Origin of the sequence: Saccharomonospora azurea NA-128, from assembly GCF_000231055.2 — a bacterium.
Lineage (GTDB): Bacteria > Actinomycetota > Actinomycetes > Mycobacteriales > Pseudonocardiaceae > Saccharomonospora > Saccharomonospora azurea.
This window is the reverse complement of the sequence record NZ_CM001466.1, coordinates 1706898-1730845: the sequence shown is the minus strand read 5'-3', so window position 1 is coordinate 1730845 and position 23948 is coordinate 1706898. Positions and strand designations below refer to the sequence as shown.

The following is a 23948-nucleotide window of genomic DNA, read 5'->3' as shown; positions in this document are numbered from 1 at the left end:
CCGTAGGTTGCCGCCCCTGCCTGGGTGGTGCCACGGCCGTGGCGTCACCGAGAAGATCAACCCCCAGAAGCAGGAGCTTTTTCATGGTCGCCATCACGGCGGAATCGCACAACGGCCTCGAGGCGTCCGACTCCGGTTCGACCTCCGCCTTCGGCGAGCTCGGGCTGAGGCCGGAGCTGCTGACGGCGCTGTCGGATCTCGGCTACGAGGAGCCGACGCCCATCCAGCGGGCCGCGATTCCTCCGTTGCTCGACGGCGCCGACGTCGTCGGCCAGGCGGCCACGGGCACCGGTAAGACGGCGGCGTTCTCGCTGCCGGTGCTGCACCGCATTGCGGACGTCGAGCAGCGGGGAGTCGCGCCGAGCGCACTCGTGCTCGTGCCCACCCGTGAACTCGCGGCGCAGGTGTGCGAGGCGATGTACCGCTACGGGCATCGCCTCGGAATCAGGGTCGTCCCCGTCTACGGTGGGCAACCAATGGGACGTCAGCTCCGCAGCCTGGAGACCGGGGTGGACGTCGTCGTGGCCACCCCGGGAAGGGCGCTCGACCACCTGTCCCGTGGCTCGCTCGACCTGTCGACGCTGCGCATGGTCGTGCTGGACGAGGCCGACGAGATGCTCGACATGGGTTTCGCCGAGGACATCGACGCGATCCTGGAGCGCACGCCCGACGACCGGCAGACCATGCTGTTCTCGGCCACGATGCCTCCGAGGATCGCCGGTCTCGTCCGTCGCTACCTCCGCGAGCCGCGGCGGATCGAGCTGTCGAGGGCCGAGTCGATGAGCGAGGACGCCGCCTCGGTCACGCAGGCCGCCTACGTGGTTCCCCGAGGACACAAGCCCGCCGCACTCGGCCGGGTCCTCGACATCGAGGCTCCGGAGGCCGCGGTCGTCTTCTGCCGCACGCGCGAGGAGGTCGACCGGCTCACCGAGACCATGAACGCCCGCGGCTACCGGGCCGAAGCGCTCCACGGCGGCATGGACCAGACCCAGCGTCAGCGCGTGGTGGGCCGGCTGCGCGCCGGGACGGCCGACCTCGTGGTCGCCACCGACGTCGCCGCCCGCGGGCTGGACATCGACCAGCTCACCCACGTCGTGAACTACGACGTGCCGAGCGCGCCCGAGGTGTACGTGCACCGCATCGGCCGTGTCGGGCGTGCCGGACGCGAGGGCAGCGCCATCACCCTCGCCGAGCCGCGCGAACACCGCATGATCAAGACCATCGAGCGGGTCACCGGCCACACCATTCCCGTGCGCAAGCTGCCGACGGTGGCCGACCTGCGTGCGCGTCGGCTGGAGCTGACGCGCGCGGCGCTGCGGGAGACGTTGGCCGAGGCCGACGACCTCGACACCTACCGCGTGGTCGTGGAACCGCTGTCGGAGGAGTTCGACGTCGTCGAGATCGCTCTCGCCGCCGTCAAGCTCGCGCACAAGGCCGAGGGCACCGCGGACGACGACAACGAGATCCCCGAGGTGGAGCTACGACCCCGGGACGACTTCAGGGGACGTCGCGACGCGAAGGGCCACGGCCCCCGGGACAAGCGAGGCGGCCGTCGCCCCAGTGGCGGGATGACACGGTTGTTCGTCGGCCTGGGACGCAGGGCGGGCGTTCGCCCTCAGGACCTCGTGGGCGCCATCGCCGGCGAGTCGGAGCTGCGCGGCAAGGACGTCGGGGCCATCGAGATCGCCGACAAGTTCTCGCTGGTCGACGTGCCCGACACCGCGGCGGACCACGTCATCACGGCGTTGCGGGACAGCAGTATCAAGGGCCGCAAGGTGATCGTCCGCCGCGAACGTCACGCGAGCCGCTGAGCGGCGCGGCGGAGCACCGCCGGTCGCACACGGGGGAAACCCGACACGGGCACCGACCGCAGGGAGCGCACCCGGAACCCGGGCTCGCCGTCGAGGGTCTCCGCCAGCGAGGCGTTGACGAGGACGGTCCCGGGGCGCGCGATCGAGGTGAGTCGGCTCGCGAGGTTCACCACCGATCCGTAGACGTCGCCGAAGCGGCTGAGCACGCGACCGGACGCGAGACCACCGCGGACCGCGGGCAGAAGGTCGTCGGCGCTCGCGGCCTCGGCCAGGGACAAGGCGATCTCGGCGGCGTCCGTCGGATCCGAGCACACGAACAGCACCTCGTCGCCGATGAGCTTGACGACGTGCCCGTGGTGGTCGGCGACCAGGCCGGTGGCGAGTGACTCGAACCGTTCGAGGATGTCGCTGAGCTCGGCCTCGTCGATGCGTCGCACCATGCGGGTGTAGCCGACGAGATCGACGAACCCCACGACCTGCGTGCGCTCCTCCAGCTGTTCACCCGCCGCCAGTGCCCGCCCGGCGTTGGCGGCCAGGTGGCGGCGCCAGACGAAGTCGTGCACGTGCCGCAGGCGCGGCAGCAGACGCTCGATGAGCGCGGAGACCTCGTCGGGAGTCCCGGCGAGGTGCGGGTGATCGGCGAGCAGCGCCCGCAACAGCTCCGCCTGCCACTCGGCCAGCCGCGACATGTGCAGACCGATGGCCCGCGCGACGGCGGTCTCCAGGTCCTGGTCCAGAACTCCGTCGTCGATCAACCGGTCGGTCATCCGCATCGCTTCGACGTCGGCGTCGGTGAAGACCACCTCGTCGTCTCCGACGGTGGCGAAGCCGAGCGCTCGCCACAACGCCTGCGAACGGTCGGGGGACACCCCGGCGCGTGCGGCGACCTCCAGGCGCGTGTACCGGCGCGGCCCTCCGAGCAACACGCGTTCGAGCTCGGGCGACAGCCCGCCGCTCGACGCGGTCACGTGGTGTGGACGATGAGCACGTCCACCCCGGACTTGCGAGCGACCTCGGAGGGCACGGAGCCGAGGATCCGGCCCGCCAGTGTGTTGAGTCCCCGGTTGCCGACCACGAGCAGGTCGGCGGAGCGTTCCTTCACGATCTTGCGCAGGCAGTCCACCGGTTCACCGACCGCCGCCACGGTGTCCACGGCCGTCGCGCCGGCCTTCGCCGCTCGCTCGGCCGCCGCACGCAGGGTTTCCTCGGCGGGTGCCGAACCGACCACCTGGTATGCCTCCTCGTCGCCGAGCACGTCCTGAGCCTTGTCGACGCGCTCCCGGCCCGCCGGGTGATACGCGCATGCGATGACGAGGGTGGCGGCGGAGTCGGCTGCGACCTTCGCGGCCCGCTCGACGGCGGCCAGCGACGAGTCCGAACCGTCGGTACCGACGACAACGGTGGTATAGGCGGCCATCCGGTCCTCCAGTGGGGTGGTCGTACCGGTTCTGGAGGCTGACAGTAGCGGGTCCCGGATGGCCGCGCAGCAGTTACCTACTCGCGAGTTGGTTTCGGTGTGGTGACGGCACGGACCCGGACGGTCGGCGCGGAGGCGCCGTCGCCGTTGTGGGCCGACGCGTCCGCCGCCTCGGTCTCCGCGGAGCCTCCCGAGCCGTCGGAACCGTTGGAGCTGTCGCCATCACCGTTGCCCGGGGCGGCGGCCGCGTCGTCCTTCGGCTCGGCGTTGCCCAGCGCGGACTCGGCTTCGGCGAGCATGGACCTGGCGGCCTTGACCTGCTCCGCGATGCGGGCGCGCAGGGTCCGCAGCTCCTCGACCCGAGCCGTCGCCTCGGCGACACGGCGGGTGCTCTCGTCGGTGGCCTCCCGGATGCGGCGCTTGGCCTCGTCGGTGGCTTCGGCGACGCGGGCGTTGGCCTCGCTGATCGAGTCCTGCTTGCGGCGGTTGGCGTCCTCGATGGACTCGCGACGCCGGCGTTCGATCTCCGCCTCGGCCTTGGCGCGCTCGTCGGCCACCTGGGCGCGGATGCTCGCGGCCTCGTCGGTGGCCTCCCGGACGCGGCGTTCGGCCTCGGCCTTGCTCGCGGCCTCCTGCTCGGCGAGCACGCGCATCGACTCGGTGCGCCGCTGCGACATCGCGATCTCGAAGTCTTCCTCGACCTGAGTGCGCCGCTGCTCCGCCTCGCGGTCGAGCCGCGCGCGCTCCTGCTCGGCCTCGGACGTGATGCGCGCGGCCTCCGCGCGGGCGTCCTCGAGCACCTTCGCGTGCTCGGCCTCCATCTGCTTGCGGCGCTCGGCCAGCTCGGTGAGCAGCTGCTCGTAGCGGGCGCGCATGGCGCTGGCGTCGGACTCGGCCTTCGCCCGGATGTGGCCGGCCTCGGCCTCCGCCCTGGCCTTGGTGTCGCTCGCCTCCTCCTGCGCGAGCCGCAGCATCCGTTGGAGGCGCTCCGACAGTCCTTCGATGGTCGTGGGCGGCTGGGCGAGCCGCTCGACCTGTCCCCGCAGATCGTCGATCTCGATCCGCGCGGACTCGAGCTGCCTTGCCAGGTCGTCGGCCTGTGAGATGGCCGCGTCCCGATCGGACATGAGCATCTTGATGTCGGCGTCGAGCCGTTCCAAGTGCTCGTCGACCTGCGCGCGGTTGTATCCGCGCTTCTCGAAGTCGAAACCGGCTCCCAGCGGCACGAGCTCCCGTTCCTCGCCAAGGCTCATGGTCCCCACCCTAGCGGGCGGGTTGGACGTGCACGTCTCGGAGAGTCCGATGGGGCGAGTGGACGGCTCTGATCGCTGGTCAGTGCCATTCGGGGCGCCGACCGACGCGTTCGGTGGGCGGGACCGTCAGTGGGTGGCGGGCTGGTCCGCCGCAGGCTCGACGAGTTCCACCAGCACACCGCCCGCGTCCTTGGGATGCACGAAGTTGACCTTGCTGTTCGCGGTGCCGCGTCGTGCCTGCGGGTACAGCACCCGCAGTCCCGCCGACCGCAGTGCCTCCGCCGCGGCCTCGACGTCGGTCACGCGGTAGGCCAGCTGCTGCAGCCCGGGACCGTTCCGGTCGAGGAACTTGGCGATCGTCGACTCGGGGGTGGCGGGGGCGAGCAACTGCACCGCCGCGCCCTCCGTGTCGCCGGGTGCACGCAGCATCGCCTCGCGCACGCCCTGTTCCTCGTTCACCTCGATGTGGGTGACCTCGAGCCCGAAATGCTTCGTGTGGAACGCGATCGCGGCGTCGAGGTCGGCCACGGCGATGCCGACGTGGTCGACGGCCGTGACGAACGACGACAGGGGGTCGAGTGGCTGCGGTGCCTCGTGCATGCCCGGAGAATAGACGGCGTCGCGGTGGCGCGGCAGTGACATCCGTCGCGATCCCCCGACGCCCGGCGTCGAGGCGGTATCGTCGATCCATCGCTGACGCGCTACAGCGTCCGGCAGCGTCGACGTCGATGATTGCAGGAGGCCTCTTGTGTCCGGTTCCGTGATCCTGGGTGCCGCTCGTACCCCCATTGGCCGGCTCCTCGGTTCGTTGAAGGACTTCTCCGGCGCGCAGCTGGGTGGGGTCGCCATCAAGGCAGCGCTCGAGCGGGCCGGTGTTCCGGCCGACGCCGTCCAGTACACGATCATGGGCCAGGTGCTCACGGCCGGAGCCGGGCAGATCCCGGCGCGGCAGGCCGCCGTGGCGGCGGGCATCCCCATGGAGGTCCCCGCGCTGACCATCAACAAGGTGTGCCTGTCGGGCCTCGACGCCATTGCGCTGGCCGACCAGCTGATTCGCGCCGGAGAGTTCGACCTCGTGGTCGCCGGCGGGCAGGAGTCCATGTCGCAGGCCCCGCACCTGCTGCCGAAGTCGCGCACGGGCGTGAAGTACGGCGACGCCACGCTGGTCGACCACATGGCGCACGACGGCCTGTTCTGCGCGTTCGACCAGGTCGCCATGGGCGAGTCCACGGAGCGGTACAACGCCCGCTACGGGCTGACCCGCGAGGAGCAGGACGCGTTCTCGGCGCGTTCGCACCAGCGTGCGGCGAAGGCCGCCGCGAACGGCGTGTTCGACGACGAGCTCGCGCCCGTGGAGATCCCGCAGCGCAAGGGCGACCCGGTGGTGTTCTCCACCGACGAGGGCGTGCGTGCCGACACGACCGCCGAGGGCCTCGCGCGCCTGCGTCCCGCGTTCGCCGCCGACGGCACGATCACCGCCGGTTCGGCGTCCCAGATCTCCGACGGCGCTGCGGCGGTGGTCGTGGCGAGCCGGGCGAAGGCGGAGGAGCTGGGTATCGCCCCACTCGCCGAGATCGGTGCGCACGGCGTGGTGGCGGGCCCGGACGCCAGCCTCCACGAGCAGCCGTCCAACGCCATCAAGGCCGCTCTCGCCAAGGCGAAGCTGGAGGCCGACGCGCTCGACCTCGTGGAGATCAACGAGGCGTTCGCGGCGGTGGGCGTCGTGTCGGCGCGCCAGCTCGGCCTCGACGAGGAGAAGGTCAACGTCAACGGCGGTGCGATCGCGCTCGGCCATCCCATCGGCGCGTCGGGCGCACGCCTGGTGGTGCACCTGGTGCACGAGCTGCGGCGCAGGGGCGGCGGGCTCGGTGCGGCCGCGCTGTGCGGCGGTGGCGGCCAGGGCGACGCGCTGCTGCTCAAGGTCTGATCGGGTTCTGGTGCGCACCCGCCGCCGCGCGGGTGCGCACCAGTGATCGGGTTCCGCGAGGCTCACCCGGCCAGCGCTGCGGCAAGGGGCCGGCGCTGTCACCGTGGGGCCATGCCGGACACCGACCGACCCGACGACGGGCGCGACACGCTGACGGTCACGTTCGGGCACGAGGAACTGATCCTCCGTCGACGGTACGAGCTCGTCAGCATCGGCAACGACCTGCTCATCGCGTTGTGGTTCGTGGTGGGCAGTGTGCTGTTCTTCTGGACGTCGACCACGACCGCCGGCACGTGGTGCTTCCTGCTCGGAAGCCTCCAACTCCTGGCACGTCCGGTCATCCGCCTGGTCCGGCGAGTCCACCTGCAGCGGGTCGGCGGTGCCGGTGCCGAGACGTCACGTGACTTCTGAGGACCGCCCGCGCGGTGAAAGTGGATTCCGGTCTCGCGCCCGAACTGGATCTTCGCCGGGGTGCGCTCACGCGCTAGCTTCGTCGGCGTGAGTCGACAAGAGCAGCCTGTCACGGCCGTTGAACGCCTACGAGCTCTGCACGTCGCGGGGACACCTCTGGTGTTGCCGAACGTGTGGGACGCCGACACGGCCACCGCCGTGCTGGAGACAGGCTTCCCGGTGGTGGCAACCAGTTCCGTGGCGGTTGCGCGCAGTCTCGGCTATCCGGATGGCGAGCAGGCCCCGGTCGACGAGATGCTGGCCGTCGTGCGCCGGATCGCGCGGGTGGTCGACGTGCCGGTCACGGTGGACGCCGAGTCCGGCTACGGACTGCCGCCGGCCGAGCTGGTCGAGCGACTCGTCGAGGCGGGAGCGTCGGGGTTCAACATCGAGGACACCGACCACCGCACCGGCGCGCGGCGTCACCCTGACCAGCAGGCGGAGCTGGTCGCCGCGCTCAAGGAGAGTGCCGGGGACCGCCTGGTGATCAATGCGCGGATCGATTCCTTTCTGGCGTGCCACGACAGCGGGCCGGACGAGCGCGAGCTGGTGCCCGAGGTCCTTGATCGTGCCCGGTGTTACCTCGCGGCGGGCGCGGACGTCGTGTACCCGATCCACGTGCGAGGTGCGCAGGTCATCCGCACGATCACGACCGAACTCGGCTCAGCACCCGTCAACGTGACCCTGCTGCCGGGTGGACCGGATCTCGCCGAGCTGGCCGCTCTCGGGGTGGCGAGGGTCTCGCTGGGCGGTGGGCTCCGCACGATGGTCCGGACAGCGCTCGGTCGGTTCCTGACCGAGCTCGCCGAGCAATACCCAGCCTGACCGGGTTCAGCGTCGCGGGGCGGGTGGGCGGCAGCGGATCACGGTGACGTCGCCGTCGAGTTCGAGTTCCCCGGCCGCGTACGGCACCACCCAGGTGTCTCCTGTGGACAGTTGCTGGGCCTCGCCGTTCACCGTGCGCAGGCAACCGCGGCCCGCGAGCACGACGAGCACGGCGAACGACGGATCCAGCGCGAGCGGTGCCGTCGGCCGGAGTCGGTCGGCCCGGAAGAACGGGCGGGCGGCGGGGGCGAGCAGGTCGACGGCGGGCGCGTCGTCGGTCGCGGTCCGGCGGATCACGCTCGTGAGCCGTTCCTCGTCCCAGGCGGAGGTGTCGAGTGCCCGCAGGGCCGTGTCGAAGCCGAGGCCGAGGTGTCCCTTCTTCTCGTCGCCGAGGAAGTCACGCCACTCCAGCGTGAGTGAGAAGTCGGTGGGCTGTTGCAGCTCGACGACGAACACGCCCTCGCCGATGGCGTGCGGCAGTCCTGCGGGAATGTGGACGGTGTCGCCCACTTCGACGGGGAGCGCGTTCAACGCGCCCAGCATGGTCGGTGCGTCCTGGTCCACGACCCAGTCCCGGATCGTGCGGGTGTCGAGCGCGTCCCGGAAACCCGCGTACACGGTGGGTGCCGTGCCCTGGGTTCCCACGACGATCCACGCCTCCGTCTTGCCGAAGTGCGAGTCGAAGTGGCGGCGGGCGAACGCGTCGTCGGGGTGGAAGTGGACCGGCAACCGTTGCCCGGCGTCCAGGAGTTTCACCAGCAGAGCGGTGGAGGAGCCGTAGGCGTCGACGTGCTCGCGTCCGAGCCAGCCGACCGGATCCGCCTCGACCGCGTCGCGCAGCCACCGGCCGTCGGGAAGCCGGCTCAGGCCGTCGGTGTCGCGTCCGAACAGCGTGGTCGTGGAGGCCACCCAGTCCTCCGGTCCGAAGTCGGCGCAGCTCGACGACGCCCCGCGGAGCGCGGCGATGGCCGACCCTCCACGGTAGAACTGGGCGGGCTGGTTCGCGGGAAGGCGGAGCGGCGCCGACGGTGCACTCATGGCCGGAGAACTTACTCGACTCGTTACCGAGAGATCCCGGAGAACCGCACTGGCCTGCAGCAGAGATCAACTAGTGTTGCCCCATGGTGGCCACCTCCACATCCTCCGGCGTCTCGGCTGCACTCGCGGTGTCCGACATCCGCAAGCACTACGGCGACGTCCGCGCGGTCGACGGTGTGAGTTTCGAGGTCGTCGAAGGCGAGTTCTTCGGCATCCTCGGACCCAACGGCGCGGGCAAGACCACGACGTTGGAGATCGCGGAGGGACTGCTCGAACCGGACTCCGGGACAGTCCGGTTGCTCGGGCAGTCGCCGTGGCCGCGCAACGAGTCGCTGTTGCCGCGCATCGGGGTGCAGCTCCAGGCGTCGTCGTTCTTCGAGCGGCTGACGGCCCGTGAACAGCTGACGACCTTCGCCGCGCTCTACGGGGTCGGCCCCGCCCGGGCGGACGAGATGCTCGAACTCGTCGGACTCGCCGACAAGGCAGATACCCCGGAGAAGAAGCTCTCGGGTGGGCAGCGGCAGCGGCTGTCGATCGCGTGCGCGCTCGTGCACGATCCCGAGCTCGTGTTCCTCGACGAGCCCACGGCCGCGTTGGACCCGCAGGCCCGGCGCAACCTGTGGGACGTGCTGCGCGAGATCAAGGCTCGCGGGAGCACCATCGTCTACACGACCCACTACCTCGACGAGGCGGAGGTCCTGTGCGACCGCGTGGCGATCATGGACCATGGGAGGATCCTCGCGTTGGACACGCCCGCCCGGCTCGTGCGTGACCTCGACGCGCCCACCCACCTCACTCTGGACACCGGCGTGCTCGTGCCCGCCGACGCGCACGCGTTGCCCGGCGCCGACAGCGTCACCACCGACGACGTCACGGTGACCATCAGCACGCGCACTCCGGCTCCGCTGCTCACGGCGCTGGCCGAGCGCGGCACCGTGGACCGGCTGACCGTGCGCACAGCGACGCTGGAGGACGTGTTCCTCCACCTGACCGGCAGGGAGTACCGCGCGTGACCACCACCGAGGCGAAGCAGACTCCGCAGCGCGGGTCGGTGGCGCCGACGCCGTTCCGGGCGCTGTCCGTCGCGATGTTCAAGGGCATCGTGCGCGAGAAGGCGACGCTGTTCTTCACCTTCCTGTTCCCGCTGATGTTCCTGGTGATCTTCGGTTTGCTGCTGGGCGGGCAGGGCGACAGCCGGCTGACGGTCGCGGTGGTCGGTGAGGGACCGGTGATCACCGCCCTGGACGAGTCGGGGGTGCTCGAACTCGAGACCGTCGGCACCGTCGCCGAGGCGGAGGCGCAGGTCCGCGAGGGCGACCTCCCCGCCTACGTGACCCAGGACGGCGACACCGTGCGCGTGCGGTTCGCCGCGAGCGAGCAGAACACCGCGCAGATGGTGCTCGGCATCGTCGACGGCGTCGTCAACCACGCCAACGTGGCGGCGACCGGGCAGCCACCCGCGTTCTCGCTCGACGCCCAGCAGGTGGAGGACGCCTCGCTCGAACCCATCCAGTACATGACGCCCGGCATCCTGTCGTGGGCCGTGGCGATGGGTGCGGTGTTCGGCGCGGCGATCACACTCGTGAACTGGCGGCGCAACCAGGTGCTCCGGAGGCTGCGGCTCGCACCGGTGCGAGCGAGCACCGTGTTGACGTCCCGCCTGCTCGTGACGCTCGGGGTGTCGGCCACGCAGTTCGTGTTGTTCGTGTGCGTCGGGCTGCTTCCCGTGTTCGGGCTGAAGCTGACCGGCCAGTGGTGGTTGGCGCTGCCGCTGCTGATGCTCGGCACGCTCAGCTTCTTCGCCGTCGGCATGCTCGCTGGAGCCTGGTGCCGCACGGAGGAGACCGCGAGCACCGTGGGCAACCTGATCACGCTTCCCATGGCGTTCCTGTCCGGTGCGTTCTTCCCGCTCGACGCGGCTCCGGCCTGGCTGCAGCAGGTGTCGCTGGCGCTGCCGATGCGGCACCTCAACGACGGCATGCTCGCCGTGATGGTGCGGGGACAGGGAGTGGAGGCGTTGCTGGTGCCCGCTCTGGTGCTGATCGGCTTCACCGTCGTCATGGGGGCCCTCGCCGCGAAGCTCTTCCGCTGGGAGCCGTGAGCCGGTTTCGGCGCTCGCCGGGTGAGGGGCCGGTAGGCCGGTGATCGAGGTCACGGCTCACACTGGAAATCACACCGTCCGACAGCGTGGTTGACGTGTGTGGAGAGTGCTGTGCGGCCGCCCCTGTCGTGGTGGTCGGCTATCCGAGGAGGAACTGTGTCGAACAAGGCTGCCGTCTTGTTCCGTGTCGTGGCGATCGCCGAAGCCTTGTCGTGGACGGGATTGCTGGTCGGCATGTTCCTGAAGTACGTCGTCGAGCTCGGCGAGGGCGGTGTTCCCGTGCTCGGCGCGGTGCACGGCGCGCTGTTCGTTCTCTACGTCGTCACGACACTGGCCGTGGCACGTCCGCTCGGGTGGCGGTTCGGCACCGTCGTCCTCGCGCTGCTGGCCGCGATCCCGCCGCTGTTCACGTGGTGGTTCGAGAAGTGGGCGCTGCGTCGCGGCAAGCTCGACGGCCCCCAGCGACTGCAGTACGGCGGCACCGGCCTGTACGTGCGCCGCGGTTCCGACGACGCGGTCGCCAGCGCCTGATTCGTCTTTTCGACCCGCGCCGGCCGGAGTGATCCCGGCCCGGCGCGGTGTCGTCCTGGGGTCGTTCAGTCGGTGAAGTCGCCCGCGGCCTTGCGCACGCGGGTCAGCAGTTCGGTCAGCTGTTCCGTCTGACGGTCGGTGAGCCCGGTGAGCCCGAAGTCGATGTCGGTCACCGCCTTCGTGGCCTGTTCGCGCCGCGCGTTGCCTTCCTCGGTGATCTCGACCAGGGTGGTCCGGCGGTCCGTGGGATGCGGCTGACGCTTGACGAGTCCGTCCTTCTCCAACCGGTCGACGATGTTCGTCACGCTCGTCGGGTGGAGCTGGAGCCGCTCGCCCATGACGCGCATCGGCAACCGTGCGTGACGCGAGAAGCTCAACAGGGTCAGCGCCTCGAACCGCGCGAACGTCAGACCGTGCGGTTTCAGCGCCGCGTCGACGGCCGACTGGAGGATCTGCTGGACCCGCATCAGTCCCGTGACGGCGGCCATCGTGGTGGAGGGCCCGATGCGGTCCTCCCACAGCTGCGCCGCGCGCGCGATCGGGTCGAACGGCAACGGACCTTTCATGGGGCTCGAAGTTAGCAGTGATCGCGGGCAGGCTGGGGGCGGGTAGGAGCCCACGGTGGGCGAGGTCGCACCCCGCGACAGTGCGACCGCGGCAGGCGAGGTGGAGGAGGCAGCGATGATCGTGGCGTTCAGTGTGAGTCCGGCGGGCGGGGACGACGACGGCGGCGTGAGCGAGGCGGTGGCCCGCGCTGTGCGCGTCGTGCGCGAGTCGGGACTGCCGAACGAGACCAACGCGATGTTCACCAACATCGAGGGCGAGTGGGACGAGGTCATGGCCGTCGTGAAGCGGGCGGTGGAGGCCGCCGGTGAGGGTTCGCCCCGGGTGAGCCTGGTGTTGAAGGCCGACATCCGCCCCGGACACGAGGGGCAGTTGGCGGCGAAGGTGCAGCGCGTGGAGGAGCAGCTCGGCGACTCCTGACCCTGTCGGGCCCGGGGGGCGCGTGCGCGGTGCGGGACGCCGTGGACCAGCCCTGACGCCGCGCGGCGTCCATGCCAGGATGGAACCGTGACACAGCCACGCGGATCAGGAAACAACTCACCCGCCGTGTCGGCCGCCCTCTCGGGAGCCGTCGACCTGGCGGCAGTGAAGGCGCGTGCCGAGGCGGCGGCACGGCAGACGACGACGCCGAACACGGGTGGCCAGGGCAGCGCTCCGGCCAACGCGTCGGTCATCGACGTGACCGAGGCGACCTTCCAGGCCGAGGTCGTGGAGCGGTCGCTGCAGCAGTTGGTCGTGGTGGATCTGTGGGCCGACTGGTGCGGGCCGTGCAAGCAGCTGAGCCCGGTGCTGGAGCGCCTCGCGGCCGAGAGCGGCGGAGCCTGGGTGCTCGCCAAGGTCGACGTGGACGCCAACCCGCGCATCTCGCAGCTGTTCGGTGTCCAGTCGATCCCGACGGTGGTCGCCATCGCGGCGGGGCAGCCTGTGGACGCGTTCTCGGGCGCGTTGCCCGAGCCGCAGATCAGGCAGTGGTTGACGCAGCTGCTCGACGCCCTGCGCGACAAGCTGCCCGGCGTGCAGGCCGCGCAGCAGGGTGAGCCGGCGGAGGAGCCGCAGGACCCGAGGTTCGTCGAGGCCGAGGAGGCGTTCGAGCGCGGTGACTACGCCGCCGCCGAAGCCGCCTACACGCGGATCCTCGACAGCGAGCCCGGCAACGAGCAGGCGAAGGCGGCGCTGGTGCAGGTGCGTTTCGCCGCGCGTGCCGAGGGCACCGACCCGTCGTCGATCGCCAAGGCCGACGCCGACCCGAACGACATCGACGCCCAGCTCGCGGCGGCGGACGCGCAGGTGGCCCAGGGAGACGTCGAGAACGGGTTCGCCCGGCTCATCGCCACCATCCGCCGCACGGCCGGCGACGACCGCAACCGGGTGCGCGAACACCTCGTGAGCCTGTTCGAGCTGTTCGACCCGGCCGACGACCGCGTCGCCAAGGCCCGCCGCGACCTGGCCAGCGCGCTGTTCTAGAGTCCCCCGTTCCCGGGGAGGGGCGTGTGCTCGTCCCCGGGAACACCCGGAGCGAGATCAGGAACGTCTCCGGGGCGTGCCCGATGTGCTCGCCGGGCCGTCGGCGACATGCTCGCCGTATGCCGCTGACACGCACACTCGCCCTGTCGCTCGCTGGTCTGCTGGCCGCACTCGGCACGGCCGTGACGCTGGGCCTTGGCGACGAGCGCGAGGGCGAGATCGGCCTCGTGGCGGCATTGGACGGCCCGCTCCTGCCACGCGACTGCGCCATCGGCACGCAGGACGCCCCGATCGACGGACCCGTCGTACTGCGGTTCCAGTCGATCGACGACCGACTCGTCATGCCCGCGGTGAGCGGGCGCGGGCCGTCGACCGGGCCGCTCGACCACCGACTGTCGACGAGCGGTGACAACGTTTTGCAGCAGGAGACCTACGCGGGCATCCGCTACTACGGCTGACGACGGCCGAGTGCATAGTCGTCCTGTGTGGACGCTCGGTCGTGATCACGGAACGGTAGCAGGCGGAACCAATCTGTGATCATGTCTTCCCCCGAATGGGGGCTGCATGCCTTGGCGACGTGGGTGAATATCCCGTTCGTACGTTTGATCACGGCCGCTACCGTGCGGGGACGGTGTGGCAGGGGGAGGACATACCGTCATGTCGCGCCGAGCTGAATCGGCGGGTTTCGTGCTGCCCGCCTGTGTGGTTGTGGCACTGAGCGCCTTGTTCATCGCGTCGTTTCCGTTGGTGAGCCATGCTGCTCTCGCCCACCCGGCCCAAGCCACTACGGCTGAACCCGATCCCTTGGGTGAGGCTTCGGAGGCCGCCCGCGCTCAGGGCGAGCCGGTGGAGGTCGCCGAGTTGACGACCGAAACGACCCAGGTTGTGGCGAATCCCGAGGGGACGTTCACCCTCAAGGAGTCGGTGGTGCCCGAACGCGCGCGGCGTGACGGACGTTGGGTGGACACCGACTACGGACTCGTCGTAGGCGAGGACGGTGCGGTTCGGCCCCGAGCGGCGGCCGTCGACGTCGCGTTCTCCGGCGGCAGTGATCGCATTCTCGCCACCATCGAGCGGGACGGCGCCCGGTTGGCACTCGAGTGGTCGGAGGCACTGCCTGTGCCGGCGATCGAAGGTGATACGGCGACGTACGAAGAGATCCACCCCGGGGTCGATCTTCGGGTCCGTGCGACGCCGCGTGGCTTCGGCCACGAATTCGTCGTGAAGACACCGGAGGCTGCTGGGTCACCGGCTCTGGAACGAATCGATCTCGCGTTGCGCACCGAGAATGTCGATGTCAACTCGGACAGTGTTGGGAACATCCAGGCAGTCGACGACGACGGGAACACCGTGTTCCATGCACCGGCGCCGAGTATGTGGGACTCAGCAGGGACACCCGAGGGGACGGGTGCAGCAACGACCTCATCGGAACGCAAGGAGGCGCCGGTCAAGGCCACTGTCGACGATGGAGTCTTATCCCTCGAACCTGACCAGAGCCTTCTCACCGATCCAGCGGTGACCTATCCCCTCGTCATCGATCCCACCTTCAGCTCGGTGACCTCCAGGCAGTCGGCCTGGACATTGGTGCGGCGCTCCCACCCGACGACGTCGCACTGGAACCTCGCGCCACGCGATGATGACGAGCGGTACAAGGGTGTGGCGCGAATCGGGCACGCGCCTGAGTGGTCGAGCGCGTACCTGGATCGCTCGTTCTTCCGGTTCTCCACCAGCATGCTCGACGGCGCACAGATCGAGGAAGCTCACTTTCGGATCTACCAGGTCTGGAAGAACTCGAACACGTGCGACGAAGCGGTTGTCAAGCCGATGTACCTGTACCTCACCGGTGACATCAGCACGACCACGACCTGGGATCGCCAACCTGCGTGGCTGCGGAACATCGCCGAGGCGAAGTCCGCGGCGAAGGCAGGCCAGTCCTGTGGTCCCACCTGGGTGGGGATGGACGCGGAGAGCGCGGTCCAGCAAGCCGCCGACGAGGGCTGGAATTCGGTGACGTTCGGGCTCAAGGCCGGGAACAAGGAGGAGAACAGCAACGACCCCGACGGCTGGAAGAGGTTCCACGTCAAGAAGGAGAACGGTGTCAACTTCTACCCACAGCTGACGGTGGAGTTCAATCGCGCCCCCAACGCCCCCTCCTCGGTGACCACGGACCCGACGCTCACGGAGCCGTGCCGGTGGTGCGACGGAAAGCGCTACTTCGGCTCCGACCGGATCACGCTCCAAGCCAAGCTGAGCGACCCGGACGGCGGGCAGTTGACGGCGAAATGGAACATCAAGGCCGAGCCCACCGGCGAGACCATGTCCCGGCAGCAGACACTGGCGTCCGGGTCGACGTTCGGCACTCCGCTCGACCTGACGAACCGACACGGGCAGACCATCAGCTGGTCCGTCCACGGCAGCGACGGAGCTCTGTCGGGTCCAAGTCGATCGGGGCCCACATTCGTGGTCGACCGACAGGCACCGGCCCAGGCACCGACCGTGTCGAGTGTTCTGTACCGGGAGGACAACGCCTGGCATGGCGGGGTGGATGTCCCGGGTGAGTTCACCTTCCAAGCAGACGGTGTCGAGGACGTGGACCACTACGTCTACGGCTTCTCCGATCCGCCCACGACGAAGGTGGACGCTGACAGTCTGGGTGGAGACGCGACCGTTGTGATCACGCCCCCGCGCGACGGGCCGGTCGATCTCTACGTGCAGAGCGTGGACCGTGCGGGGCTGCGCAGCCCGATGACGACCTACCACTTCTACGTCCGGGCGGGCACCGGACCGGCGTCGCACTGGCCGCTGGACGGCAATGCCGAGGATGGCGCGTTCCTCGGTGAGCGGGACGGATCGGTGCACGGTGATCCCGTGTGGGGGCCCGGAGCCGTGGGCGCCGCCGCACTGTTGGACGGCGTCGACGACGACATCAGTGCGGCCAACGCCGTCCGCACCGATGCGAGTTTCTCGGTGGCCACCTGGGTGCGTTTGGACGGTGATCCGGTGGTTCCCGGTGGTTCGACCGCGTTGTCCCAGGACGGTGAGCACCGGAGTGGCTTCCTGCTCCAGGCATGGGAGGACGGCCGGTGGCAGTTCGCGTTACCGGGAACGGACGCCTTGGACGACGAAGGCGACGGCGGTTTCGCCAACTCGGATACTCGGGTCCGTCAAGGAGAGTGGACGCACCTCGTCGGTGTTTACGACGCCATCGAGGGGCAGGTGCTGCTGTACGTGAACGGCCAGCTCTCGGGGTCGGATTCGTACGGCGACCACTGGAACGCCGGTGGTGAGTTCCGGATCGGCCGGGCGTACTGGGACGGTGGTCCACTCGGCAACTGGAAGGGCGCGATCGACGAGGTCGGTGTCTACGACCGGGCGTTGACAGCGGGCGAAGCGCAAACCTTGGCCAGTCGGGGCGACGTGCAGGTCGGACACTGGAAATTCGACCAGGCGTTCGGAACGACGGTCGTCAACGAGGTCGAAGGTGGTGGTGGTGCCATTCTGAGCGGTGGCGCCTCGCTCGTGTCGGACGGAGCCGTGAACGGTGCGGTGACGCTCGACGGGGTCGACGACTACGTCGCCACGGACGGTCCGGCTGTGCGGACCGACCACGGTTTCTCCGTCGCCGCGTGGGTGCGACTCGATCGCCTCGCGCCTGAGGGCGGGGCGTTCACAGCCGTGAGTCAGGACGATGCGGAGAACAGCGGGTTCCTGCTGCAGCATCGTGAAACGGGCTGGAGCTTTTCGATCCTCCATCCCGACCAGAGTGGCGAGCTGGCGGGGCGCGCGTACTCCGCACCCGGGACAGCGCAGGCCGGTGTCTGGACACACCTCGTCGGTGTGTTCGACGCCAAGAACAACGAGGTCTCTCTCTACGTCGACGGTGTCCTCGCGGATACTGGTGCAGTTACCGCGACGTGGGACGCCACAGGCTCGTTCGTGATGGGCCGCGCCAGGTGGCAGGGCCAGGACGTGGACTATTGGGACGGCAGCCTCGACGAGGTCCGGGTGTACAGCCGTGTCGTTTCCGCCGCAGAGATCGAAGGCGTCATCGGCCGTGACGACGTGGTCGAATCGGACTGGCGTTTGGACGGCAACGCGCGGGACGAGTCGGGTGCAGGACACCACGGTTCACTCGGCGAGTATCCGTCGTGGATTCCCGGCAGGTCCAGCGAGCACAATCCGGGCGATCTCGCGGTCGAGCTCGACGGCAGCACCGAGTACGCCAGTGCGCCCGTCGCCGTGAGCACCTCCCACAGCTTCTCCGTGTCCACGTGGGTGAAGGTCGACGAACTGCCGTCGCAGTGGTCGACCATCGTCAGCCAGAACGGCGAACAGTCGGCCAGGTTCGACCTGGCGTACGGAGGGGACGGCCGCTTCGCCATCGCGATGTACGACTCCGACACCGCCAACGCCGAAGGCGTGACGGTGTACTCGCAGCAGGCGGCACAGGCGGGAGTGTGGACGCACCTCGCCGCCGTGTACAACGCGGTCGACGGCCGAGTCCTGCTGTACGTCAACGGGACACTCAACGGTACAGGAGACGCCACCGGAGCCTGGGACGCGATGAACGACGTCAGCATCGGTCGTTCGCTACACGGTGGGACGTGGGCGAACTTCCTCGCCGGGGCGGTCGACGACGTTAAGCTGTACAGCCGTCCACTGCGAGAGGACGAGATTCGCCTCCACGCGGACCGCGATCTCACGCTCGTCCACGAGATGCGGCTCGACGAAAACGGCGGGACCACGACCGCCGACTCGATGGGTGGCCGCACCGGCACACTGCACAACGGCGCACAGTTCGGGGCGGGACGGACCGGCAACGCGATTCACCTCGACGGTGTGGACGACCATGTGTCCACTGCCGAAGCCGATCTCCGTTTCGACCGCAGTTTCACTGTGTCCGCCTGGGTACGGCTCGACGAGAAGAGTGGTACCACGACCGCGGTGAGCTTGGACGGAGCGCACACGAGCAAGTTCCGGCTGGGGCATGTCCGGGACAGCCAGAATCGATTGGGCTCGTGGGTGTTCGAGATGGCGGAGACCGACAGTGAGGAGGCGACCGTCACCAAGGCCGCCTTGTCGAGGTTGGAGACCGAGGTAAATACATGGGTTCATCTCGTTGGCGTTTATGAAGCGAATTCCGGGAAGTTGTGGTTGTACGTTAACGGCACGCGCCTTGGTGACGGCACGCTTCAGAACGCGTGGGACGCGGACGGCGGGCTCCAGATCGGTCGAGGGAAGTCAGCCGGTACACCTGCTGAATTCTGGCCGGGTGCCGTCGACGACGTTCGCCTGTACACCGGCGGGTTGACCGCGGATCGTATCGAGACGCTGTTCCGGTCCTACCCGGATGCGAAGAACCCGTCCGTTCCGCAGTTCCCCGAGGGCAGCGCGGTACGGGCACCGGACTCCGAGGACCCGGACGAGGTGTTCCTTGTCGTCGGTGGTGCGCGGATCACTCTCCTCGACGAGGAGGAATACCTCGGTACCGGGCGTACGTGGGAGCAGATCATGCGCGTTCCCTACTCGGCGTTGATGCTGCTGCCCGACACGATGCGCGACGGCACGCTTGTCACCACGCCGAACTCGGACCAGGTCTGGGTGATCGAAGACGGACAGCGCATGCCGAGCAACGAGTCCGAGAACGTGCAGATCGTACCCGCGAGGACTCTCGAGGAATACCCGATCGCGACCGCATAACCGATACCGACGTCTCGCGTTCGCCGCGCTTCACTGAGGGGATCTGGGAGGAACCGTGCGATCACGGTGGAAGAGAATGCGCATGCCGAAACCTCGGCACGGTAGGAAACGGGCAGCAGCCCTTGCCGTGATCATGGCTGCCGGCCTGCTGGCCGCGGTGGAGTCGCCTCCCGGCGCGCAGGCCGCGGGAGGGCCTTCGGTTCCACTGCCGTCGACCCCGTCGGTACCCGTCTCCCCGCTGTCGATGCAGCAGCGAGGGCAGGACGAAGTTCGCAGAGACGCTCTCCACGGTGATCAACCGGATGGCGGATCCGGTGGGGACCTGGCGGGTGGTGGCACCTTCACCGAGACGTCACTGACGCCGTCGGCGACCTGGGCGGTCTCGGCGCAGACCGGCACGTTCACGTGGAGTTATCCGATGCGCGTGCCGCCCGCACCCGGTGGGTTGGCGCCGGAGGTGTCGCTGTCGTACTCGTCGGCGGCGGTCGACGGGTTGACGAGTGCCACGAACACCCAGGCCGGCTGGGCGGGTGACGGCTGGGCGATGTGGCCGGGGTTCGTCGAGCGCGCCTACACCAGTTGCGCCACCGATCTTCCGGGGGAGCCCGAGGACAATCCGGCGGATCTCTGCTGGGACAGCGACAACGCGACCGTCTCCATCAACGGCACGGCCACCCGGTTGGTCAAGGACAGCGACACCGGTGAGTGGCGGCCGGAACACGACGACGGCTCACGGGTTCAGCGGCTGACCGGTACGGACAACGCTGACAACAACGGCGAGTACTGGAAGATCACCACGGTCGACGGCACCCAGTACTTCTACGGGTCCCGCTCCGGCGCCGACTCCACCTGGACGGTGCCCGTGTTCGGTGACGACTCGGGCGAACCCTGCCACGCCGCGGAGTTCAAAGACTCCTTTTGCGACCAGGCTTACCGGTGGAACCTCGACAAGGTCGTGGACACGAACGGCAACGTGATCCACTACGAGTACGAGACCGCCACGAACAAGTACGGACGCAACGAGAACGAAGAACCCACCGAGTACGTCCGGGACGGCTGGCTGGAGCGCATCGACTACGGCCTGCGCGAGGGCGAGAACACGTCCCCGACAGGGCGAGTCGTCTTCACCGTGGCGGATCGGTGTGTGCCGGGATCGACGTGTACGCGGGAGAAGGAGGAGAACTGGCCGGACGTGCCGTGGCACCTCGAGTGCGACGGCACCACGTGTGAGGACTACCAGCAGGCTCCGACGTTCTGGTCGACGAAACGGCTCGCCAAGATCACCACGCAGGTACGTGACGGCGACGGCTACCGTGCGGTGGACTCGTGGACACTGCGGCACGAGTTCCCCGATCCGGGCGACGGTGAGAAACCCACGCTCTGGTTGGCGGCGGTCCGCCACACCGGGCACGTCGGTGACGACGACATCCAACTCCCCGAGGTGACGTTCGAGGGCGTCGCCAAGCCGAACCGGGTTCACGGGATCGACGGCCACGCCGCGTTGATCCGGTACCGGATGAACGCGATCGTCTCGGAGGCCGGTGGTGTCATCTCGATCGACTATGCGGAGCCGGACTGCACCGCGGAGTCGAAGCCGGCCAAACCGGAGACGAATACCCGGCGCTGCTTCCCGGTGACCTGGTCGGCGCCCTATTCGGCGGAACGAACCGACTACTTCCACAAGTACGTCGTCGCATCGGTGAGCAGCCACGACCGTATCGCCAGTTCGGTGCCACAGGTGGTCCGCTATGAGTATCTCGACGGCGCGGCCTGGCACTACACCACGTCCGAGCTGGTGGATGAGGAGGACAAGACCTGGAACGAGTTCCGCGGGTTCGAACGGGTTCGTATCCGCCAGGGCAGTGGCGACGACGGACCGGTGACACTGACCGAGGAACGGTACTTCCGCGGCATGGACGGTGACGAGATCCCCGGCGGGTCCCGGTCCGTGACGGTCGAGGACTCGGAAGGCGGGAAGCACACCGACCACGACTGGCTCGCGGGATCGCTGCTCGAATCGACCACTTACTCCCGAGACGGTGGCGAGCCGATCACCAAGGTGATCACCGAACCGACGTGGCAGGGGCCGACGGCCACCCGAGGCATGCTGAAGGCCTACCTCGTCGACATCGGAACCGAACGCACCTACACGAAGCTCGAGTCAGGCGAGTTCCGTGTCACGCGCAAGCACACCACCTACGACGACAAGGGCATGCCCACCGAGGTCAACGACCTCGGAGACGTCTCCGATCCGGCCGACGACCTGTGTACCCGCACCAGCTACGTGCGCAACACGCAGAAGTGGCTGTTCTCCCTGCCCTCGCAGGAGGAGACGGTGTCCGTCGCCTGCTCGGAGGAGGCCGGTTTCCCCGGTGACGCGGTGAGCGGTGTTCGCTACTCCTACGACGGCCAGGCTTTCGGTACCGCGCCGAGCCGGGGCAACGTGACCACGGTCGCCGAGCTCACCGATGACGGAGGCAAGTCCTACGTCACCGCAACCACCCGCGCCTACGACGCGCACGGCCGGGTGACCGAGGAGCGTGACGCTCTCGACCGGGCGACCACCACGAGCTACACCCCCGCCGCCGACGGCCCTCTCACGAAGACCGTGGTGACCAACGCCAAGGGGCACGAGACCACCACCACATACGAACCGGCGTGGGGCAAGCCGACGAAGGTGGTCGACGCGAACTACAACACGACCGAGGTCGCCTACGACGCGCTGGGGCGCACCGTGGAGGTGTGGAAGCCCAACCGGGTCCGTCCCGAGGGCGGCAACGCCCGTTACTCGTACAAGATCTCACGAGACGAACCTTCGGTCATCACCACGGACACGCTGGGCCCGAACGGCATATACGTCACCAGCAAACAGCTTTACGACGGCTTGCTGCGCGTGCGGCAGGTGCAGCAGCCCGCGTTCGGCGGTGGGCGCCTGCTCACCGACACCCGTTACGACTCCGCCGGCCGTGCCTACTACCAGACGAAGCCGTACTTCAACGACGCGCCCGTGGACGACACGCTGTGGTCCGCCTCGGACGCGGAGGTTCCCGGCCTGACCACCGTCGAGTACGACGGCGCGGGCAGACCGGTGGCTGAGATCTTCAAGGGCGGCGGGATCGAGAAGTGGCGCACCATCACGTCGTACGGCGGTGACCGCGTCCACGTCACTCCACCCGACGGTGGGACGCCGACGACAGCGATCAGCGACGCGCGTGGCCGCATGACCGAGCTGCGGCAGTACCACGGCGACACGCCGGAAGGTGAGTTCGACAGCACCATCTACCGCTACGACCCGGCCGGGAACCTCACCGGGATCACGGACCCGGGCGGCAACGCGTGGGAGTTCGACTACGACCTGCGTGGGCGTCAGGTCCGGATGGACGACCCCGACAAGGGGGTCACCACGAAGACCTTCGACGCCGCGGGGCAGATGGTCGAGACGACCGACGCGCGGGGCGAGACCCTCGCCATCGACTACGACGTCCTCGGCCGTAAGACGGCGGTGCACGAAGGCTCGCTCGACGGTCCGAAGCGTGCCGAATGGGCCTACGACACCGCGGAGTGGGGCATCGGCCGCCTCGCGTCGTCGACGCGGTACGTCGACGGCGAGGCGTACGTGCGCAAAACCTCGATCTACGACCCCCTGTATCAGCCGCTCAAGACCCAGATCGTGATCCCGGAATCCGAGGAAGGTCTCGGCGGCACGTACACCACCACGGCGGCTTACAACCCGGACGGCAGTCTGGGTGGTATCGGTTATGCCGAGGCCGGCGATCTGTCGGCGGAGCCGTACAGCCTGGTCCATGACGATCTCGGCTTCCTGAGAACGAGCCACGGCGGTCTCAGTGGGCAGGGAACCACGGAATACGTCACGGACACGCAGTACACCCGCTATGGCGAGCTTCAGCGGACGCAGTTGGGTGAGCAGGGGCAGCGGGTGTGGTTGTCGCGGTACTACCACGAGCACACGCGACGGCTGGCGCGCACGATCGTGGATGCCGAGTTGCCGAAGCCGATGCAGTCGGACACGCGTTACTCGTACGACCCGGCGGGCAACGTCACCTCGATCGCGGACGTGCCGCTGGACGGGCTCGCCGATGTGCAGTGTTTCCGGTACGACCACCTGCGAAGGCTGGTGGAGGCGTGGACGCCGACGGGTGACTGCACGCTCGATCCGGCGGTGGAGGCGCTGGGTGGGCCCGCGCCGTACTGGCATTCCTTCGCCTACGACGAGGTGGGCAACCGGATGTCGCAGGTGGAGCACACCTCCGACGGCGACACGGTGCACGAGTACGCCTACCCCGACGGCGGGCATGCCTTGGAGTCGGTGACCAGCCAGTTCCCGAGCGGCAGCACCACGCTGGAGCAGTTCGCCTACGACGAGTCCGGTAACACGGTGCGGCGGATGTCGGTCGACGGCGAGCAGACGTTGGAGTGGGACGCCGAGGGCAATCTCGTGAAGTCCACGAAGGACGGGGTGGTCACCGAGTTCCTGTATGACGCGGACGGCCAGCGGTTGGTGCGGCGTGATCCCGATGGGGCGACGCTGTACTTGGAGGGCCAGGAGCTGCGGTGGGACCGGGAGAGTGGTGAGACCACGACTACTCGGTACTACAGCTTTGGTGATTCCACGGTTGCGATGCGTACCGAGGCCGGGGTGACGTGGTTGCTGGGTGATCACCAGGGCACCTCGCAGTTTGCGGTGGACGCGCAGTCGATGCAGGTGACGCGGCGTTGGCAGCTGCCGTTCGGTGGTCGGCGTGGTCCGGAGGTGGAGTTCCCAGGGGAGAAGGGGTTCGTCGGCGGGACGATCGACGACTCGGCCGGCTTCGTGACGCTGGGGGCGCGGCAGTACGCCCCGGAGCTG

General features: G+C 68.9%; 18 protein-coding genes. 12 read left to right on the top strand and 6 right to left on the bottom strand.

What is annotated here, in order from left to right:
- Window positions 1-83 precede the first annotated feature (83 nt).
- The gene (locus SACAZDRAFT_RS07725; RefSeq protein ID WP_005440340.1) at window positions 84-1811 is read left to right on the top strand and encodes a DEAD/DEAH box helicase; all 1728 of its coding nucleotides are present in this window, start codon (window positions 84-86) and stop codon (window positions 1809-1811) included.
- Here the strand turns inward: SACAZDRAFT_RS07725 and SACAZDRAFT_RS07720 are convergent.
- From SACAZDRAFT_RS07720 to mce, 4 genes are all read right to left on the bottom strand, one after another.
- Window positions 1796-2779 (bottom strand): adenylate/guanylate cyclase domain-containing protein, encoded by a 984-nt coding sequence (locus SACAZDRAFT_RS07720; RefSeq protein WP_005440338.1) that lies wholly within the window; start codon window positions 2777-2779, stop codon window positions 1796-1798. The two genes, SACAZDRAFT_RS07725 and SACAZDRAFT_RS07720, sit on opposite strands and share 16 nt — an antisense overlap.
- Entirely contained in the window at window positions 2776-3228 is a 453-nt protein-coding gene (locus SACAZDRAFT_RS07715; RefSeq protein ID WP_005440337.1) for a universal stress protein, read from the bottom strand. The genes SACAZDRAFT_RS07720 and SACAZDRAFT_RS07715 overlap by 4 nt, the downstream gene beginning before the upstream one ends.
- 77 nt (window positions 3229-3305) lie before the next feature.
- A complete protein-coding gene (locus SACAZDRAFT_RS07710) occupies window positions 3306-4481 on the bottom strand; it encodes a coiled-coil domain-containing protein (RefSeq protein ID WP_005440334.1) in 1176 nt (391 codons plus the stop codon).
- 126 nt (window positions 4482-4607) lie between these two features.
- Window positions 4608-5081: a methylmalonyl-CoA epimerase gene (gene mce / locus SACAZDRAFT_RS07705; protein ID WP_198283907.1), complete on the bottom strand. Its 474-nt coding sequence runs from the start codon at window positions 5079-5081 to the stop codon at window positions 4608-4610.
- Window positions 5082-5229: 148 nt separating this feature from the next.
- Here mce and SACAZDRAFT_RS07700 point away from each other — a divergent pair, with 148 nt between their 5' ends.
- The 3 genes from SACAZDRAFT_RS07700 to SACAZDRAFT_RS07690 all read left to right on the top strand — a co-directional run bounded on the left by SACAZDRAFT_RS07700 (window position 5230) and on the right by SACAZDRAFT_RS07690 (window position 7683).
- Window positions 5230-6408: an acetyl-CoA C-acetyltransferase gene (locus SACAZDRAFT_RS07700; RefSeq protein WP_005440330.1), complete on the top strand. Its 1179-nt coding sequence runs from the start codon at window positions 5230-5232 to the stop codon at window positions 6406-6408.
- A gap of 111 nt (window positions 6409-6519) precedes the next feature.
- Complete coding sequence (locus SACAZDRAFT_RS07695; protein WP_005440329.1) at window positions 6520-6819, top strand: YrhK family protein; 300 nt, start codon at window positions 6520-6522, stop codon at window positions 6817-6819.
- 159 nt (window positions 6820-6978) lie between these two features.
- Entirely contained in the window at window positions 6979-7683 is a 705-nt protein-coding gene (locus SACAZDRAFT_RS07690) for an isocitrate lyase/PEP mutase family protein (protein ID WP_232286382.1), read from the top strand.
- Between the two features lie 6 nt (window positions 7684-7689).
- On the opposite strand, the gene SACAZDRAFT_RS07685 is transcribed toward SACAZDRAFT_RS07690, so the two are convergent.
- A complete protein-coding gene (locus SACAZDRAFT_RS07685) occupies window positions 7690-8721 on the bottom strand; it encodes a class I mannose-6-phosphate isomerase (RefSeq protein WP_005440325.1) in 1032 nt (343 codons plus the stop codon).
- Window positions 8722-8804: 83 nt separating this feature from the next.
- Here SACAZDRAFT_RS07685 and SACAZDRAFT_RS07680 point away from each other — a divergent pair, with 83 nt between their 5' ends.
- From SACAZDRAFT_RS07680 to SACAZDRAFT_RS07670, 3 genes are all read left to right on the top strand, one after another.
- Window positions 8805-9734, top strand: a complete 930-nt coding sequence (locus SACAZDRAFT_RS07680; protein ID WP_005440324.1) for an ABC transporter ATP-binding protein — start codon at window positions 8805-8807, stop codon at window positions 9732-9734.
- Window positions 9731-10822: an ABC transporter permease gene (locus SACAZDRAFT_RS07675; RefSeq protein ID WP_005440316.1), complete on the top strand. Its 1092-nt coding sequence runs from the start codon at window positions 9731-9733 to the stop codon at window positions 10820-10822. Before SACAZDRAFT_RS07680 ends, SACAZDRAFT_RS07675 begins: the two co-directional genes overlap by 4 nt.
- Window positions 10823-10978: 156 nt before the next feature.
- Complete coding sequence (locus SACAZDRAFT_RS07670; protein ID WP_005440314.1) at window positions 10979-11353, top strand: DUF3817 domain-containing protein; 375 nt, start codon at window positions 10979-10981, stop codon at window positions 11351-11353.
- Between the two features lie 65 nt (window positions 11354-11418).
- Here the strand turns inward: SACAZDRAFT_RS07670 and SACAZDRAFT_RS07665 are convergent, their stop codons facing one another.
- Entirely contained in the window at window positions 11419-11919 is a 501-nt protein-coding gene (locus tag SACAZDRAFT_RS07665) for a MarR family winged helix-turn-helix transcriptional regulator (protein WP_005440308.1), read from the bottom strand.
- A gap of 115 nt (window positions 11920-12034) precedes the next feature.
- Between SACAZDRAFT_RS07665 and SACAZDRAFT_RS07660 the strand changes: the two genes are divergently transcribed.
- The 5 genes from SACAZDRAFT_RS07660 to SACAZDRAFT_RS07640 all read left to right on the top strand — a co-directional run.
- Complete coding sequence (locus tag SACAZDRAFT_RS07660; RefSeq protein ID WP_005447777.1) at window positions 12035-12337, top strand: MTH1187 family thiamine-binding protein; 303 nt, start codon at window positions 12035-12037, stop codon at window positions 12335-12337.
- Between the two features lie 87 nt (window positions 12338-12424).
- Entirely contained in the window at window positions 12425-13381 is a 957-nt protein-coding gene (locus tag SACAZDRAFT_RS07655; RefSeq protein WP_005440305.1) for a tetratricopeptide repeat protein, read from the top strand.
- Window positions 13382-13500: 119 nt separating this feature from the next.
- Window positions 13501-13839, top strand: a complete 339-nt coding sequence (locus SACAZDRAFT_RS07650) for a hypothetical protein (RefSeq protein ID WP_157606961.1) — start codon at window positions 13501-13503, stop codon at window positions 13837-13839.
- A 346-nt stretch (window positions 13840-14185) separates the two neighbouring features.
- Complete coding sequence (locus SACAZDRAFT_RS07645; protein WP_232286381.1) at window positions 14186-19081, top strand: LamG-like jellyroll fold domain-containing protein; 4896 nt, start codon at window positions 14186-14188, stop codon at window positions 19079-19081.
- Between the two features lie 133 nt (window positions 19082-19214).
- A partial coding sequence (locus tag SACAZDRAFT_RS07640; protein WP_050983505.1) for a SpvB/TcaC N-terminal domain-containing protein occupies window positions 19215-23948 on the top strand: 4734 nt, incomplete at its 3' end.